The organism is Pseudoalteromonas sp. RWi3, from assembly GCF_054960735.1.
The window spans coordinates 40612-58399 of sequence record NZ_JBHNYL010000014.1; the positions used below are offsets into that span (position 1 = coordinate 40612).

Here is a 17788-nt window from a genome sequence, read left to right on the forward strand (position 1 = left end):
TTTATACCGAAAAGAAAAACACTTCAGTGTTTGTATCAAATAACAAACTCAGTTAAAGTCAGCGTTTTATAAAATGATGAGCAAAATGGACAATCAACCCCCTTCAAAACCCAAACGACAAGCAGGCAAAGCAGAGCTCGTACTAGAAACATTTATATTTCGCGGCCGCTGGTTACTTGCTCCATTTTTTGTTGGGCTATTATTTGCCGTTATTTTATTGCTGATCAAATTCTTTAAACAGCTATACCTAATGGGAATTGCTACGTTTACAGCCACGAATGAAGAGCTGTTAGTAGGGATCTTAACGTTAGTGGATACGGCGCTACTCGGTGGGTTATTACTTATAATTATTTTTAGTGGTTATGAAAACTTTGTATCGAAACTTAATATCGATAATCATGAAGATAGACCCGCTTGGATGGGAAAGGTTGGTTTTTCAGGCCTGAAAATGAAACTTATAAGCGCTATTGTTGCTATATCTGCTGTAGAATTATTGAAAGTATTTATTAGCGCATCATCTTATTCGAGTGAAGAACTTATTTTGAAAGTCGCTATTCATATCACATTTGTCGTTTCTGGTGTGTTGTTTGCGCTCACAGATTATATTAATAGCAAAACAATTAACCACTGATTAAATTTTTCAGGTAGGCTAACGCCATAGCCTACCTCGACACTTCATACTACTTAAAAATAGCTAGCCACATCGCTTTAAGGCTTGGCTCCTTACCATACATATTCATCCCCATTTTAAATATGCGCGCTGCAAATATGCGTAAGTAATAAAAACAGCCAGCACTAAGTAGTAACGATAAAAGCGGCTGCCAAAAAGGTAAATCAACAAGAGACATCCTTACAGGCATTACTGCAAAGGCGGTGATAGGCAGGTAACTTAACACAATACTAATGAGGCCATTTGGCGTGTCCATAATGAAAAATGCAATGGCAATAGGCGCTATTGGCAACATCATTAATGCACTTTTACTACTGTGGTTTGGATCATCAATTCCTGCCGCAATGGCTGCCATAAAGGCTGCACAAATAGCGAGGCCGAATACCGCAAACGCGATAAACCACGGTAGCATTGACCAATTAACAAAACTTAAGCTCAGGGGTTGGTGTTTTATTATTACAGTAAAAAACAGCATGGAAAGCACAATTGATATAAGTGTGCCCAGCATTGTTTTTACTGCAAGTAATATCTGTCCCGCCAGTTTGCCATCAATCCAAGTTTGCGGTGTCATAGTAGCCATTAGTTGCTCTGTAACGCGGTTTTGCTTTTCGCCAGTAATACTGACAAACAGTTGACCAAATACGCCAAACATAGCAACAAACAATAAGATTAATACCCCAAAGGCTGTGTAAGTTTGTCCTTTGTCAGCCTGATTTTTTAATAGGTCATCAAGTACTTTATGTTCAATATTAATGTTCTTGGTCAAACTATCCTGTTGCTGTTGAGTCAAATTCAACGCGTTGAATCGTTGTTGTTGTAAAGCTGCGCTAATATTTGAGGTTAAAGACGTTTGCCATGCTTCTTTTTCGTTGGTTATTAATGTGAATGTGTTAGCAATGGCATCATATTTAATTGCTCCATCAAATTCACTTTGCTCTAAGTCTTTAGCGACTAAATTAATATCTTCAACGTATTTAAACTTGAATTTTGAGTTTAACTGGTTGAAAAGTTGTTGATCTGTATTAGTCGCTAGGGTGTAGTGCCTATTTAGGTCAGTTCCACTTGCAGCAAAAAAATAAATAATAGCTGCGATTAGCAACATAATGAGTTTAGAAATAATTTCTTGCTTTAATTTAAAAAAGTGCATGAACTCCCATTTAGCCACAGTCCAAACTTGCTGGGGTGTTGATACGTTTTTATTTTTCATAATTTTGCTCCTGGTGAGCGTGCGTATTATGTTCGGCAACGGCCTGAAGATAAATAGCATGTAATGATTGTGATTGATTTTTAAACTCAGTAATATCGCCCAACTTAAGCAGCTGTGGCAATACCTCATTCAGTGATTGTTGCTCAGTTAACGTAATAGTAAATCGCGTTGCAGAGAGCTGCTTGATTGAGCTGGTAAGAGTAAGTTCTTCAAGCTGTGTTTTATCGATATCTTTGCTAAAGCTTACATCAATCATATTGTTATTGTATTGAGCAAAGATCTCACTTAGCTTACCGTACAACACGCTTTGGCCTTTATTAAGTAGTAACACTCTGTCAGCTAGCTTTTCTACCATAGCCATTTGGTGGGCACTCAGTATCACAGTCATATCTTGTTGTTTGAGCTCAGCTAAAAACTCCACCACCAATTCTTGGTTAATGGGATCCAAGCCAGAAAAAGGCTCATCGAGTATTACCCATTTAGGTTCATGCAATACGGCTGTAATAAGCTGAACTTTTTGCTGGTTTCCTTTTGATAAAGACTTCAACGGATCGTTTAAACGATCGTATAGGCTAAATTTCTTTAACCAGTGTTGGCACCGCTGTTCAAATTCTTGGTCCGACACGCCATGTAATAGCGCAAAAAACTGTAAATTCTGTTTTAATGTTTTTTCAGGGTACAGCCCTCGCTCTTCAGGTAAGTAGCCTAATAATTGGGAAGGGATTGACGAATAATGTTGGTTTTCATCAACCAGCTTAATTTCACCAGCATCTGGATAAGTAAAACCAACCAACATTTTAACCAATGATGACTTACCAGCTCCATTTGGTCCAAGCAGAGCAAATACTTCCCCTCGCTGAACTTCAAAAGACAGGTTGTCTACTGCATTTATAGCAGAATAATGTTTTTCTAAGTGAGAAATGGTTAATGACATAGTAATCCTACTTTATTGTTTTCTTTATCATAATGGGTACGCCCAGTGAATAAAAATATATTTTGTAAGTAAAAGTGTAAATAAAGAGTAGAAATGCTAAGGTTTCGTGATATATCGCGAGAGGAGGTTTTATGATCAAACAATTTTTGAATGACCCAACTTTATTACTGAATGCTGTGGGGGAGGGGATCTACGGTTTTGATCTATCCGGGAACGCGGTTTTTATAAACCCAGCAGCAGAGCGCATGACTGGCTGGCAAGCAAGTGAGCTACTAGGAAAAAAAATTCATCAATACCATCACCATAGCCATGCAGATGGAACGCCTTATCCAGCAGATGAATGCCAAATTTATTGCACTATGTTTGATGGCGTACACAGGCACGTGAAAGATGAAGTGTTTTGGCGAAAAGACGGCACGCAATTTCCTGTTGAATACACATCAACACCAGTCTATAAAAACGGGCAGTTAATTGGTGCTGTCGCTATATTTCGCGATGTTTCAAAGCAGCATGAAACGGAGCAAGCATTACGCGATGCTCTTAAACAAGTAAGTGCCTTGAGTGAACAATTAAAAGACGAAAATACGTACCTTACAGCGCAGTTAAATGAGGATTGGCAGGATTCAGGTTTAGTAGGCAAAAGCCATGTATTTCAAGCAATGTTAGAGCAAATTAAATTAGTTAGCCCAACAGACAGCACAGTACTGATCCTCGGTGAAAATGGCACAGGTAAAGAGCTAGTAGCGCGTAATCTTCATCGTTTAAGTAACCGGTCTACACAGTCATTTATAAAAGTTAACTGCGCAGCGTTTACACCCAGTTTATTAGAGTCCGAATTATTTGGTCACGAAAAAGGAGCGTTTACAGGTGCAAATGAGCGTCGTAAAGGGCGCTTTGAGCTGGCGGATAATGGCACACTGTTTTTAGATGAAATCGCAGAGTTACCACTAGAGTCACAAAGTAAGTTATTACGCGTTTTGCAAGAACGTGAGTTTGAGCGCGTTGGTGGAAGTACCACGCTTACTGTAGATATTCGAATTATTGCAGCGACTAATCGTGATTTATGGCAAATGGTTGAACAAGGACGTTTTAGAATCGACCTTTATTACCGTTTAAATGTATTTCCAATTCGTGTGCCTGCATTAAAAGAGCGAAAGGAAGACATCCCACTTTTAAGTGTTAACCTTGTTCAACAACTAAATAAACGTCTAGGTAAACAATTAAAAGGTTTAAGTAATAAGGCCATAAATCAGCTTCAAGCATATGATTGGCCTGGAAATATTCGAGAGTTACAAAATGTATTAGAACGAGAAGCTATTTTATCTAAACATGCTGTCATTAATTTAACCCAGCCATTGGATAGGCTGACTAATCCAAATGCTAACCCATCACTTTCACTTAATAGTGTCGTTAAACAGCATATAGAAACAGTGCTTGAGATCTCAAATGGTAAAGTATCTGGATCAGAGGGAGCCGCGAGTATACTTGGCATGCCAGAAAGCACATTACGATCGAAAATGAAAAAGCTAAAAATAACAAAGTGACGATATATCACGAGTTACGCGATATATCACGAGTTACGCGATATATCACGAAATTGAAAGTTTGAAATAATCATAAAGCATTGTTTTTTATCATTAAAATCTAATTTTCAGCTTGGTCTGAAAGTTGCAAATACTTACTCAGAAACCGTCACAATGAAGTAAGTATTATGAAATTTGATATTAAAGAAGAAGACATGATTATTAAGCCCTATAAGAACGAGGGGCCAATTTATATTCGCGAGCAAAAAGGTTTTTTTCAGCGAATACGTCGTAATTTAGGGTGGCTACTCATGTTTATGTTTGTTGCTATTCCTTGGGTTCAGTACAACGGGCAACAAGCTGTTTTATTTGATGTTGGTACTCAGACATTCACGATTTTTAGTCTAACGCTTTTACCCCAAGACTTTGTGATTTTAGCATTACTATTTATGCTTGGGGCATTTGCGCTATTTTTTGTAACCAATTGGCTTGGCAGAGTATGGTGTGGGTATACTTGTCCACAAACAATCTGGATGCTTATGTTTTCCTGGGTTGAACAACGAATAGAGGGTACACGTAATCAGCGCATCAAGTTAGATAAATCACCTTGGTCAGTCGTTAAATGGCGTAAAAAAATGACCAAACACAGCGCATGGCTTGTTATTTCTTTATTTACCGCCACGTCGTTTATGGCTTATTTTATACCTGTTAAATCACTTTATAGCGATATGGTAATGTTTGATTGGTCAGGCATAACCAGCTTTTGGGTGTTCTTATTCGCTTTTTGCACTTACGGTAATGCAGGTTTTTTGCGTGAAAAAATGTGCACCGTTGCCTGCCCATACTCTCGTTTTCAGTCTGTTATGTTTGATAAAGATACACTCCTTGTCACCTACGACAGTGAACGCGGTGAAAATCGTGGACCACGAAAACGCAAAGCCGATCCCAAGTTGTTAGATTTAGGTGACTGTGTAGATTGCAACTTGTGTGTGGAAGTATGCCCTGCTGGAATCGATATTCGAAATGGACTGCAATATGAGTGTATAAACTGCGGCTTATGTATTGATGCATGCGATGACACCATGGACAAATTTGGCTATCAAAAAGGACTTATAAAGTACGCAAGTGAAAAACAAATGGCGGGGGGGACTACCAATCCATTTAGGCTAAAGCTTTTGGGCTACGGCGGGTTAACTGTTTTATTCTCTGTAATGATGGTGGTGTGGCTGGCACAAAGAACACCAATTGAAGTATCAGTCCTGCGTGATAGAAACGCACTTTACAGAGTTAATTACGAAGGGCTCGTAGAAAATCCATACACGCTAACCATTATAAATAAGACCCAAGAGCCATTGCATTATAGTGTGTCTCTAAACGGTTTTGACAAAGGAATATTGAAAAGTCCGCAGAATACTCGCGTCGAGCCCGGTGTCATGAAAAAAGTCCCAGTCACTATTGTTGCTGATGGATATGAAGTTGATAAAAAAGTCACCAAACTTGAATTTGTTGTGACAGCGCATGAGGATAAAACGATAACTCAAACACAACAAAGTTTATTTTATAGAAATTAAATTCTTTAACTTAGATTGTAGGCTCTGTTATTTTTTGTTCTATAAATGACTTAGCCTCTTCTAAGTTAGAAAAAAGCATATTACGAATATTAAAATCAAGCCCTGCATTTTTAAAAACGTGCTGCATTTGATTAATAATTAAAGACGAATCAAATATAAAAGCACTTGCTATACAACCATCTTTAATCATATTTTTCGTTAACACGACAAAGCTTGCTTCAGCCTCAGGTGTTGCAGCTTGTAGATTTTTTGAGTTGCTGATATATCCCCAAGGAGCACCAGCAAACGATTTGGCACGATGTAACATAGCGTTACTGAGTTGAACCACCAAACGCTCGTTTATGTAGCCAGTAAAACTTGCGATTAGAATGTTGCTCTCATGATGTAACTTTATATGACCATACTGGTTTTTGAATTCCAATTTTTATCCTTGCTAAAAATAAAGAGCGCGAATTTTATACAAAAATTGGTGTAAGTCTAGGCGTTTAAAGGGAATAATTATAATTTGCATATTCTATTTTAAATGCGGTGCAAAGTGGTTGTGTTGAGCCTTTTTTGCGACCAAATTAAATAATTTATTTGCAATGAGCTTGTATATAAACATATGTAATTTGGTCTTAAGTGTTAATTAGTTTGCGATAATGTAATCTAAAGCGCCTGTAATTGCAGCCACTTGAGCGAGTATGCATTCTTCATCGGTTGCCGTTGAACTATCTGGGTAAACTTCTGTTGTAGTAACATATTTTGCATCGGTAAAGCCCATGCACAAACCCAATTCTCGAGCGCTGTAATTAATCACACCAAACTGCTCTTGCGCAACACCAATTAGCTGGTTGTTTTCATCGCTAGGTGCAATATGCGTTACTTTAGACACAGTATTAATTATGGCTGTTTGAAAAGCATGTTCTGGTTTTACTGAATCTGCAACGAGGTAAAAACCATCAGGGATATTCCAGTTTTTATTAACACTACCTTGGCGCGCAGCCAGTGCAGGCCTAAATTCACTGTTGTCAGTATCTGTTGTTTCATGTAAGTCAATGTGCGCAATTGGCTGGATAGTGTTGTTGTGCATATACGCCATGATTGCTGCTGACTCAGGAGCAGGACTATCATTATAAAATGACCTGTTAGGATCCACTGCTTTTGGATTCCAGCGATTAATTGTTTCATATCCCCATGGACTAATACATGGCGCGATGATCAAGTTAAATTGTTCACTGTATGAGGTTGCATGTGTTTTAGCAAAACGCACCGCACCAAGAACACCACTTGTTTCATAGCCATGTACACCACCAGTTACCAATACGGTTGGCTTGTCAGCATGCCAATCTTTAGACTTGAGTAGAAAAAGGGGATATCGCTCAATATCATAATCAAGCGCACCATATTGCTCAACGTCAAAGTAAGGGGTTAATTCATCGATTAACGCAACAACATCTTGTTGGTAACTTCGCTTAATCGTTTGTTCGTTAAACCATTGTTGTTTATCTTCACTTGTCCAAGGTAAACCAGGTGTGCCGATATGGTAATTATTTTCGCTCATAAAACCTTCATTGTTCGCAATAAAGGAGATAGCTTATCTATGCGTTGACATCTGTGCAACTAACTAGGAGGGATCGCATTATATAAATTAGCATATTGACGTTTATGAACACTAAATAAATAGGCACGGAGTTGCTCTTTTCCCTCATGTATATCAATAATTTTAGCTGCAATACCGCCTTTGCATTGCCTAACTGGTTCTATACTCATGGTAATGTGTTTTTTATTGGGTAAATCAAATTGCATAATTTGATTTTCAGTAAAGACAACGTGTTCTCCTTGCGGTTTTAAAAAGATGCCTGTACTTGAAATCGACTCAATACAGTATCCCTCACTTTTTATATTCAAATTATCCCATCGCCAACTACGTTGGTTACCCTTTGTATCAATTACCTCAGGTGCACTAAGGGCGGGTGTAAACGTGCCTGACGAGTCAACCTCAAACTCCAGCGGGAACCAAAGTTGATAGTGTCCTACTTCAGCAAGTAACGTTAAATTTGCATTTTGAAACAAGCGAGCTATGTTAGCAGGAATATCACTTTGCACAGTCAATGTTTGGTCTTTTGGGAGACGAGGTGGAGTTGGTGCTTTAAATAAACTCGATAAAAATAGTAATTCATCGTTTGAAAAACCCATGAAGTACCTCCTGTACAAAGTATTTATTGTTTTAATGTTTATTTAATAACGGCAGGAGTGGTTGATTCTTGAGCGCATTAAAGAAATATAGTTCATGGATCAGCGCAAATGTTTTCTTACTGAGTTTGTTCATGCTTAATCGTATTAGCGAGTCGGTACACAATCCTGTTAGACTTAGGTTCGTATTACTAAGAGCAGGCAAACGTTGCTTATTACAAATTTGAACATAAGGCTACGCTAGCATTTGAAAAATCAGCGCTAAGGTAAATTATGAATATTCAGCTGTCATTAGGTATTAGTTAGCATGGACTTTATTGCTATCATGCTTTTTTTTATTATTCTTCTAATCGCTTTATCTATTGTTTGGAGTACCTTAAAAACGGGTATTTCGCCGATGATGAGCTCAAGTAGAGCGTGCCAAACTATGTTGGCTGAAATAAGTACAGATGAAAAAGGCACTTTAATCGATTTAGGGTCTGGTTGGGGAACGCTCGTAATAGCGGTTGCGAAAAAATATCCAAACAAACAGGTTGTTGGCTATGAGGTATCTTGGTTTCCATGGCTTGTTTCAATTATTTTTAAATATAGCATGGGTTTAAACAACCTTCGTTTATATCGTAAAGACTTCAAAAATGCAGAACTCAGTGGTGCTGCTACTTTAGTATGTTACCTTTTCCCTGGTGCAATGGTGGCACTTGAAGATAAGTTAAAACATGCCATGATTAAAAACATTACTATTGTGAGTAACACTTTCGCCTTGCCTTCCTATAAACCAGTTAAGGTTATTAAACTTAAAGACTTTTATCAAACGCCCATTTATGTGTACCACTGGCAACCTAAAAAACTTTGATTAACTAAAAAGTAATGCTAAAGGAATTTTTAGTAAAACTTTATAACTAACTCAACATTTATTATCGCACCATTTTAATGAAGATGTTTCAGAAGTGTTTTTATAGTTAGAGTCTGTTTATCTATCCTAATTAGCAATTATTCAAATATTAATCCGTATTATTCAAAGTGATTATTCTCTATTTTGAACTAGTATTAGAATAATGAATAAATTAGGGGGTAGGTTGTGAAGCTCAAGCATCTATTAATTGTTGTCTTTGTTATAATTTCGGGGCTTCCATTATTTATTGGGCTGCAATATCTCAATAGTCAGGCCGCTGATTATTCGCGAGCACAATTTGCTGAACATTTATCGGCTATGTCATTAATTGCCAAAAAAAGAACGATCACAGCAATAGATCGTTTAAAAGACAATACCGCATTAATCTCTAGTCGCACCCAAATGCGTCTATCATTATCAAATTGGAATTTGACTGCTGATAGTGCGCATCAAGAAAAAATAAATAATATTATCCATGATGCTAAGCATGGCTTGACTCACTTAAAAAGTATTAGTGTATTTGATAAAAATGGACAATTGGTCACCACCACCTCTTCGCAGACATTTAAGTCAAAAATTGACCTAGCAAAGGCAGAAAAGGCTTTTATAAAACTAGAGCCTGAATCGGACCAAGTTATAGCTATCATAAATAAACCATTACTATTACAGCATAAGACAATCGGTTATATCCAGATCAGATATTTCACTGATTTTATTACTGATTTAATAAGAGATCGCACTGGGTTGGGAGAAACCGGAGAGTGGCTATTTGCTGTTCGAAATGAAAACGGGGATGCGGTTTTCGCAGTACCTCTTAAATACGATCACAAAGCAGCATTTAAGCGTACAGTACCTAAAGATCGCTTAGATGTACCTATTACACAAGCCATGTTAGGAAATGAACTAATATTACACAATGCGCCAGATTATTTAGAACAACCTGTACTTGCGTCAACTCGTTATATTAGTGAAATGGACTGGGGTTTAGTCGCAAAAATAAATGAAAGTGAAGTAAACAACTTAGTTAAAAAGAATAATAAAATTATCTTTATTGCTGAAGTTGTTATTCTGGTTTTAGCTATTCTAATTGGTATTGGGCTAGCTTTTGTTATTGCTAGGCCCGTAGAAATGTTAAGCCGGCATACAGCTAGAGTTAAAAGTGGTAGATTTGATGAGCCGCCTATTGCTGGAGGTTGGACCGAAGTCAAAGATTTAACAAAGCATTTTGCTGAAATGATTTCTTCGTTGCGTGAATTTAACATTGATTTACAACGTAGGGTTGAAGAACGTACCTTGGCTCTTGATATTGCGAATAAAAAACTCGAAAAACAAGCAAGCGAAGACCCTCTCACAGGATTGTACAACCGACGAGCCTTTGATACTTACTATAAACATGAGTTTGATAGAGCTAAACGATATAGCAATAAGCTGGTTGTTGTAGTGTTGGATCTAGATCATTTTAAACAGATAAATGACTCGTATGGACATGCAGTAGGCGATATAGTTTTAAAAGATATAGCAGCATATTTAAAGTCCGCAATGCGAGATTCTGACTTAGTTGCAAGATTAGGTGGAGAGGAGTTTTGTTTAGTACTACCTGAAACTAATTTAGAGTCTGCTTCGCAACTTATAGAACGGGTTCGAAGTGAAATCGCGAAAATGAAATTTACTTCAGAAGATAAGCAGTTCAGTGTAACTTGTAGTTTTGGTTTAGCAGAGTTCATCGAAGGTATGTTAAATAAAGAAACTCTTGTTGAGCAGGCTGATGATGCTCTATACCAAGCTAAAAAAAGTGGCCGTAATTGCGCCATACAATTTTCAGTGAGTGCTAAGGAATAATAAAGTACATATCGGAAATAAATTGGAGATATAATTTAGTTTTGTAAAGCGAATGCAAGTAATAATATAAGCTAAAGCATAGACCAATGGCTCAAATATTAACTTCAGATATTAAAATTGTTCAATTATTACCTATGGCTGCATATCAATAAATTCAACAGATACGCGAATAATCAATAGACTTAGACAAAAATATACTTATTTAAAAGTTATCACTAAGTTTACGGGATTTTGATTATTTCTAAATTAATTTGGAATAGCGATCAATAGCTTTTTGTAATAAATGGAGGTTTGAAAGGATTAATTGGTCGGTATGGAGAGATTCGAACTCTCGACCCCTGCCACCCCATAAAAGTTACGATTAGATTCAAGTAGAAGTAAGTAGCTATAAGTAGAACTTATTTTTAATTTAACTATATGTTATGTATAGTTTAAATTTAATTTGTTAGTGTGGGTTAGCTCTAAGTAGAATTAAGTAGTTGAATACAGTTGATGCTACATATATGCTGCATGTACTTTATTTTTAATATTTGGTGCTACATATGTCTGTCGTGAAAATGTTATTAACTGATTCGTTATTAAGCTCAGTCCCTGAACCTATTAAACGGATAAATGACACAAAGTTAAGTGGATTTCATGCACGTGTAGGTAAAACACAAAGTGATAAAAAGTGTAAAATTGCACTTTACTTAAATTATCGTTTTGGTGGCATCAAAGGTAAACAGCGTAATTACCATTTGGGGTACTTTGGTGAGTGTGATTTAAAAGATGTTCGCAAGGAAGTTGAAAGCTTAAAAGGGCGAGTTGCTTTAGGTGAAGACGTATACGAAACAAAGCAGATATCACTAAAGCAGCAGTTTATCGAAGATACATCACCAACCGTTGATGAGCTTGCTAAAGAGTTTATTGAAAGAGACATTAAAGTTAATCGAAAGGACGTAGATCCTGTAATTAGAATGTTCAAAAAAGACATTTTGCCCTTTATAGGCAACTATAAGCTCAAAGAGATAACTCGGCGTGACATTCTTAATAAGGTACTTGATCCAATAAAAGATCGGGGCTCAAATACCCAAGCAAATAAAACACTCTCTATTTTAAAACAAATGTTCGACTTCGGTGTTGAGCGAGACCTTATGCAGGGCAATCCTGTTAGTACGGTTAAAAAGAAAAGCGTAGGCGGCCTTGAAAAGTCGAGAATCAGAGCGCTTGAGTTTGAAGAGGTTATACAAGTATTTGACCGCCTACCAAAGCTAGGTATTAGCCAGCAAGTTATTTATGCATTAAAGTGCATAACGTTAACCGGTTGCCGGCCAATAGAGGTTACAGGAGCACAGTGGCAAGAATTTGATTTTGATAAGATGATATGGACAATCCCAGCTGAGCGCGTAAAGCAAAACAAAGATGGCGAAAGAACTCATAAAGTACCGATTACTCAAAATATGGTTATTTTGCTTGATGAGCTACGTGCAGCATTCGGCTATCTCAATTCTAAATATGTATTCCCGAGTACAACAACTAATAAATCAGGCCCAGGTGAACAACCGATTGACAGGCACTCACTTTCACGCTCCATAAGTCGAAAGTTAGAGCAATTGGGAGTCCCTAAATTTGTGCCTCATGACTTACGGAGGACAGTCGCTACTCGCTTAGGTGATACTGATATTGGAACAGATCCAATAGTGATTGAAAAAATACTAAACCATCAACTGCAAGGAGTGCAGGGGGTATATAATATGCAGACGTATATGGACAAGCGTCGCAAAGCTTTGGAAGAGTGGGGAAGAAAACTCATAGTATAAATGCATTTATGCTTTCAAATTAAAAAATAGCCGTTTGTGCATAAATACTTTTTCTATCTCAGTTTCAATGAATTGATAGTTGATTTTGTGTATTATTAGACACTAGTAATTGTTGATTAGAACTTTTAATAGGGAAGATTTAAAGTGCAAATAGATGTTAAAGGTAAGGTACAAAATCTTACACTATCCCCAAATGATCGCCTTGTTCCTCTATTCGAGGCTATCGTTAACTCCATCCAAGCCACGAATGAAGGCGATAAGGCAGATTTAATTGTTAAAGCCTTTCGTCAAACAACCCAAGAAGTTTTGAATGGCGAAGACCTTGGATTTCAGCAGATAGAATCGTTTGATATTCTTGATAATGGGGCTGGGTTTAATGAGGACAATTATCTTTCATTTAAGACGGCTGAATCGACATACAAATCTAGCTTAGGTTGTAAAGGAGTTGGCCGTTTCACATGGCTCAAAGCCTTTGAATCAGTTGAAGTTGAGAGTACTTATGTAACAAATTCAGCAATAAAAAAACTGACTTTTAATTTTTCTGTTGATGATGTTGATTTTGAAAATGAAAAGTTAATCGATGCTGATGCATCAGATAAGTTAAGAACTAAGGTTTCCCTTCTAAGAATTCAAGAACCTTATAGAGGACGATTACCTAAAGATTTAAATAATTTAGCTTCAGAAATTATAGAACATTGTTTGATCTATTTTTTGGAAAAAAAAGTTAAGTCGTTTAAATTAATAGATGATTGCGGGGGGCAGATTGATTTACTTCTTCTTTTTGAGACTACATATTCTAAAGAGATAGAGCAGAATTTTTTTTCTATCGGTGCTAATGATTTCAAAGCTTATTTCTTTAAAAATATTAGAATAAATAAACAAAAAAATCATAAAGTTTTTTTATGTGCTGACTCACGTTCTGTAAGAGGTTATACATTAAAAGAATACGAAGAGAATATACCGCCCAGCTTTGAAGATATAGATGGTAATAAGTTTAATTTTTCTATTTATTTAACATCGGGCTACCTTGATCAATACGTTAATCAAGAACGAACAGGTTTTATGATCGCCGAAAAATCAGACATGTGTGATGATGAGGAGCTGCCTTCTATAAGTACAATTATCATTGAGTTGATGGTTTATGGAAGAACAGTATTTCAACCTTTCTTAGAGCCCATGTTTGTAAAACATCGGAAAATGATTGAACAATACGTTAATCATGGCGGTTATGAATACAGACATATAATTAAAAACCGCCCATCTTGGCTAAATAAAATCCCTTTTGACCTGTCCGATGAGAAGCTTGATCTTGAGTTGCACAAACTGAACCGAAACTATGAAATTGAGTTAAAAGAAAAAGCATTGAGCCTTAAAGATGAAATAAAGCAAAGTAAGATAAAAGACTATTCGGCCTATAAGGATTCTTTGAAAAAATATACTGCTGATTTAAACGAGATTGGTAAGTCAAACCTTGCTAAATATATCGTGCATCGCAAAGCAGTAATAGATGCGCTTGAATTTAGCTTAGAGTTTCAGGATGATGATAAATATGCTTTAGAGGATACTGTTCATGACATCATTATGGCTATTCGCTCTACTAGCGATGATGTACAAGAGCATAATTTATGGCTAATTGACGAGCGTATGGCTTATCATAAACACCTTGCATCGGATAAGTCTTTTAAATCAGTAACGGATATCGATTCTAAGGATCGACCAGACTTATTAGTTTTCAATAATCCTGTTGTCTATGGAGATGATAAACGTGAAACGTCTACTGCTATTATTGTAGAATTTAAACGGCCAATGCGTAACAACTATAAAGATTCTGATAATCCAATTGATCAAGTTACTGGTTATGTCCTTAAACTAAGAAAGCCTAATCAAATTAAAGATGATAAAGGTCGAGAAATTTATTTAGATAAGCAAATACCAATTTACTGTTATGTTATTTGTGATTTAACTTCTTCAATTCGCGATATTCTTGAGGTTAGAAATTTTAAGCCACTTTTGGATAATCAGGGCTATATTTTTTATAACGATAACCTTAATACTGTAATCGAAGTAATTTCGTTTGATAAGCTCTTAATCGATGCGAAGAAGAGAAATAAAATTTTATTCAAAAAACTGAATTTAGAATAATTTAGAGAGGTAGTTATAGCCATATAAGCTGTCATTACCTTTGTTCTCTTGTATTCATAACATCAATCCGCTATATAATAACTGCGACCAGTTAAAAAATTAAGGGCGTCTATTTTAAGCTTCTGATATTGTTCTTTAGTTGGAGATTTATCAAGGTCAACATCAAAACGTAGACGAATCAAATCCTTACTATTTAGTATTTCTTCAGCATTTTCATTACTCGTATTTAATAATAGTTGGTAGCGCTCATCTAGTTTTATAAACCAATCTTTTACGTTATTTTTATTATGATTCGCTCGAATTTTAAATAATTCTAAGTTTTTATCTAAATCATTATTAAGCTTATTAACCGTAATATCTAAGGCATCTTTACTCCGGCCTTCATCAAACATAAAGTTAAAATTAAAAAGTATCTCTTGAGTTATTCCACTTATATATGGATGAACGTAGCCCAACATTGAAGCGTCTCTTTTGTACCTTTGATTACAACGCCCACCTGCTGGAATTAAATTTGATAGTGTTAGCGCTAGAAATGGAAACTTCGATTTTGGAAAGAAATGGTCCAAATCTGGTCTTGTTTCTGCTCCTTTCTCATTTATCGTTTCTATATCCTCATTGTTGCAATATGGGCATATATCCAGATTCAAACCATTAGTAATTTCATGCCCAAAAAATTTTGATATAGCTTCATAATTAAAAACTTTCACAAATTCATTTACCCAATCAGGATATAGCGCCTTAATTTCATCGCTCAAAGTATGATTACCAATTTTCATTGAGTTTAATGATGTTAACTGCGCTTTAATATCTGAAGCTAATACTGCACTTTCCATTTTACGAATAATTAATGGTAGGTATATTGACTGTCGCTCATTTGATAGCAATCGAAGTTTGATAAGAACTTTTTTGTTGATAGCTTTTATTATTTCTTTTTCTGCTTTTTTACGAATTGGCATCGATGAAACTGACGGATCTAAATCAACATCTTTTAAGTAATACTCTAAACAGTATCTCTCTGAGAGTTCATGTAACTTGTCGTAAATGATAAATATTTTTTCATATAGTTCATTGGCATCACATAAGACCAAATCTTTGATAAATTGGTCAGTAAATAATGCTGATATGCGCTGCTTATCTATTTTTGATGCTTTCAAGGACATAGCAGAAAATGCAGGAATTAACCCTTCAGTAACTACTTTCTGTTCATAGCGTTTAAGAAAGTTTTCGCTAGGGTAATAATTAACTTTTATCATCGTGACCTAATATCATTTGTTGTATATTTTTGCTTTTTATTTTTTTGATGAGATTGATATCTTGTAAAGACAGCGCATTTTTATTAGAACGATTTAGTAATAGATTGATTGCTTTTTTAGAATGTTCACCGAAAGTGGAGTTTAGGTGCATTCCCTCTAAATAGAGATCAGTAATATTGGAGGCAAAACCATAGGACTCTACTACTTTAGTTTTGTTTTCTTTTCTTTCAAGAGAAACGATGTCTTCCGGTAGAAAGTCACTTATTATTATAGGTGAATGTGTACTTAAAATTAGTTGAACGGTATTATCTGGAAACTCAATTTTAATAAATTCAAGTAATTCAGAAAAAAAGCTTCTCTGCCAGTCTGGATGCAGATACAAATCCACTTCATCCATCACGATTAGATGATTAGACGTAGAGTGATTTTTTTGGTCATGTATATAATTGTATAGCTCAGAAAAAATATTTAGTTTTGCAAATTCACCAGTACTAAACCCATTCCAACCATAAAGAAAGTTATTTAAAAAAAGTGAAGGTAGTGTTGAAATACAATTAGTTAATTCAATTATAAGGTCTGTATTAAATGTTGATAGCTTGTTGTTTTCTTCTATATCAGTTTCAGTTATGTACATGGTAATGTAATGTGATATTTTTCCAAGAATGTTGAGTATTTCTTGATACTTTAAAAGTATTATAGGTGCATCTAATTTTACAATATCGTATGAGCTATCAATACTTGATATCCCGTGCTTACTTCTTACTTCTGATAGTATTTTAGCTATTTCCTCTCTAGTAAACTTATCATTTAATACACTAATCAGTAATTTAATAAAAAATTCATCTCTATAGGCCTTGCCAATAATGCTAAGTTTAGATAAATAATTGCAAATTGATAAAAGGTTGGCTCTTAGTAGTTGATAACCTACAGTTTGATACTCTGACAAATAAATATGACTTAAATTATTGTCTAGTTGATGCTTGAGTAACTGTAAATCTGTATTTGATGTGATATTTTTAGAGATAAAATCTTTATTATTTAGTAATGATTTTAAGTATGAAGTTGAAGATGCATTGAATTGAAAGGTAAATTTTACTTTTGTGCTTTTAGATTTGTTAAAAGATGTACTTAGCTTAAAATACTCAATTAAACGATTTGTCCGTTGAGTAATAACCTTTTTACTCCCTTTCACGTACTGGGATAGGGACATATCATAAATAAAAGGATTAGATTTCCTTCTCGCTGAAAAATCATTAGTTTCTACACCTGTCAAATTATTAGCTTTAATGAGCCTGATCTTATAACGCTTAACTAGCTTTGATAAGCTTTCTTCTACAACAAAATCTTTGTTACTTACAATTAAATTCTCATCAAGGTGAATGTTAATAGTACATATATGGTATTTTTCATTTGCATCATCAAACCATACAATAATTCCGCTAGATTCAGTTCCTTGATAAGCAACCTCTATAAAATCAAGAATAGTACTCTTACCGACACCATTTTTACCAATTATTGCACTGCAATCTAAGCCTTGGTAGTAATCAAGTTCACTTGGGGAGGACTGAAGAGTTAACTTTCCTTTGAAATAGTTACAATTGTGAGAACTATTGATCCGTATATCAATATTTTCTAGTGCTTTATGGTTTTCAATGTAGAGAAAAGCTAACTTCATTCAATTATCACTAAAAGGCTATTTTAAACAATATTTTAACTCTAACAAAATGTAGTTTGCTAGTGAAGAAGGTATAAATTAATTTTGTCTTTATTTAAATAAGTAACA

Annotated in this window: 14 protein-coding genes; 7 read left to right on the forward strand and 7 right to left on the reverse strand. The window is 35.5% G+C overall.

The window, feature by feature from the left end; genetic code table 11:
• The first annotated feature begins 76 nt into the window (after window positions 1-76).
• On the forward strand, window positions 77-631 hold the full coding sequence (locus ACFI4Z_RS15380; RefSeq protein WP_462671390.1) for a TIGR00645 family protein: 555 nt from the start codon (window positions 77-79) through the stop codon (window positions 629-631).
• A 49-nt stretch (window positions 632-680) separates the two neighbouring features.
• On the opposite strand, the gene ACFI4Z_RS15385 is transcribed toward ACFI4Z_RS15380, so the two are convergent.
• Window positions 681-1877, reverse strand: a complete 1197-nt coding sequence (locus ACFI4Z_RS15385) for an ABC transporter permease (protein WP_462671347.1) — start codon at window positions 1875-1877, stop codon at window positions 681-683.
• Window positions 1867-2811 (reverse strand): ABC transporter ATP-binding protein, encoded by a 945-nt coding sequence (locus ACFI4Z_RS15390; RefSeq protein ID WP_462671348.1) that lies wholly within the window; start codon window positions 2809-2811, stop codon window positions 1867-1869. Before ACFI4Z_RS15390 ends, ACFI4Z_RS15385 begins: the two co-directional genes overlap by 11 nt.
• A gap of 131 nt (window positions 2812-2942) precedes the next feature.
• On the opposite strand from ACFI4Z_RS15390, the gene ACFI4Z_RS15395 reads away from it, so the two are divergent.
• Window positions 2943-4355 carry a sigma-54 interaction domain-containing protein gene (locus tag ACFI4Z_RS15395; protein WP_462671349.1) on the forward strand — a complete coding sequence of 471 codons (1413 nt, stop codon included), beginning with the start codon at window positions 2943-2945 and terminating at the stop codon, window positions 4353-4355.
• 167 nt (window positions 4356-4522) lie between these two features.
• On the forward strand, window positions 4523-5905 hold the full coding sequence (ccoG, locus tag ACFI4Z_RS15400) for a cytochrome c oxidase accessory protein CcoG (protein WP_462671350.1): 1383 nt from the start codon (window positions 4523-4525) through the stop codon (window positions 5903-5905).
• A gap of 10 nt (window positions 5906-5915) precedes the next feature.
• Here the strand turns inward: ccoG and ACFI4Z_RS15405 are convergent, their stop codons facing one another.
• The 3 genes from ACFI4Z_RS15405 to ACFI4Z_RS15415 form a co-directional block, all read right to left on the reverse strand.
• A complete protein-coding gene (locus ACFI4Z_RS15405; protein ID WP_462671351.1) occupies window positions 5916-6326 on the reverse strand; it encodes a hypothetical protein in 411 nt (136 codons plus the stop codon).
• A 207-nt stretch (window positions 6327-6533) separates the two neighbouring features.
• Window positions 6534-7448 carry a M14 family metallopeptidase gene (locus tag ACFI4Z_RS15410; protein WP_462671352.1) on the reverse strand — a complete coding sequence of 305 codons (915 nt, stop codon included), beginning with the start codon at window positions 7446-7448 and terminating at the stop codon, window positions 6534-6536.
• A gap of 59 nt (window positions 7449-7507) precedes the next feature.
• Complete coding sequence (locus ACFI4Z_RS15415; protein ID WP_462671353.1) at window positions 7508-8083, reverse strand: hypothetical protein; 576 nt, start codon at window positions 8081-8083, stop codon at window positions 7508-7510.
• Window positions 8084-8387: 304 nt separating this feature from the next.
• Here ACFI4Z_RS15415 and ACFI4Z_RS15420 point away from each other — a divergent pair, with 304 nt between their 5' ends.
• The 4 genes from ACFI4Z_RS15420 to ACFI4Z_RS15435 all read left to right on the forward strand — a co-directional run bounded on the left by ACFI4Z_RS15420 (window position 8388) and on the right by ACFI4Z_RS15435 (window position 14752).
• A complete protein-coding gene (locus ACFI4Z_RS15420) occupies window positions 8388-8933 on the forward strand; it encodes a methyltransferase (RefSeq protein WP_462671354.1) in 546 nt (181 codons plus the stop codon).
• A gap of 225 nt (window positions 8934-9158) precedes the next feature.
• On the forward strand, window positions 9159-10811 hold the full coding sequence (locus ACFI4Z_RS15425) for a sensor domain-containing diguanylate cyclase (protein WP_462671355.1): 1653 nt from the start codon (window positions 9159-9161) through the stop codon (window positions 10809-10811).
• A 542-nt stretch (window positions 10812-11353) separates the two neighbouring features.
• Entirely contained in the window at window positions 11354-12610 is a 1257-nt protein-coding gene (locus ACFI4Z_RS15430) for a tyrosine-type recombinase/integrase (protein WP_462671356.1), read from the forward strand.
• Window positions 12611-12754: 144 nt separating this feature from the next.
• The gene (locus tag ACFI4Z_RS15435; protein WP_462671357.1) at window positions 12755-14752 is read left to right on the forward strand and encodes a Shedu immune nuclease family protein; all 1998 of its coding nucleotides are present in this window, start codon (window positions 12755-12757) and stop codon (window positions 14750-14752) included.
• A gap of 62 nt (window positions 14753-14814) precedes the next feature.
• On the opposite strand, the gene ACFI4Z_RS15440 is transcribed toward ACFI4Z_RS15435, so the two are convergent.
• The gene (locus tag ACFI4Z_RS15440) at window positions 14815-16005 is read right to left on the reverse strand and encodes a hypothetical protein (RefSeq protein ID WP_462671358.1); all 1191 of its coding nucleotides are present in this window, start codon (window positions 16003-16005) and stop codon (window positions 14815-14817) included.
• Entirely contained in the window at window positions 15992-17680 is a 1689-nt protein-coding gene (locus ACFI4Z_RS15445) for an AAA family ATPase (RefSeq protein ID WP_462671359.1), read from the reverse strand. Before ACFI4Z_RS15445 ends, ACFI4Z_RS15440 begins: the two co-directional genes overlap by 14 nt.
• Window positions 17681-17788 lie beyond the last annotated feature (108 nt).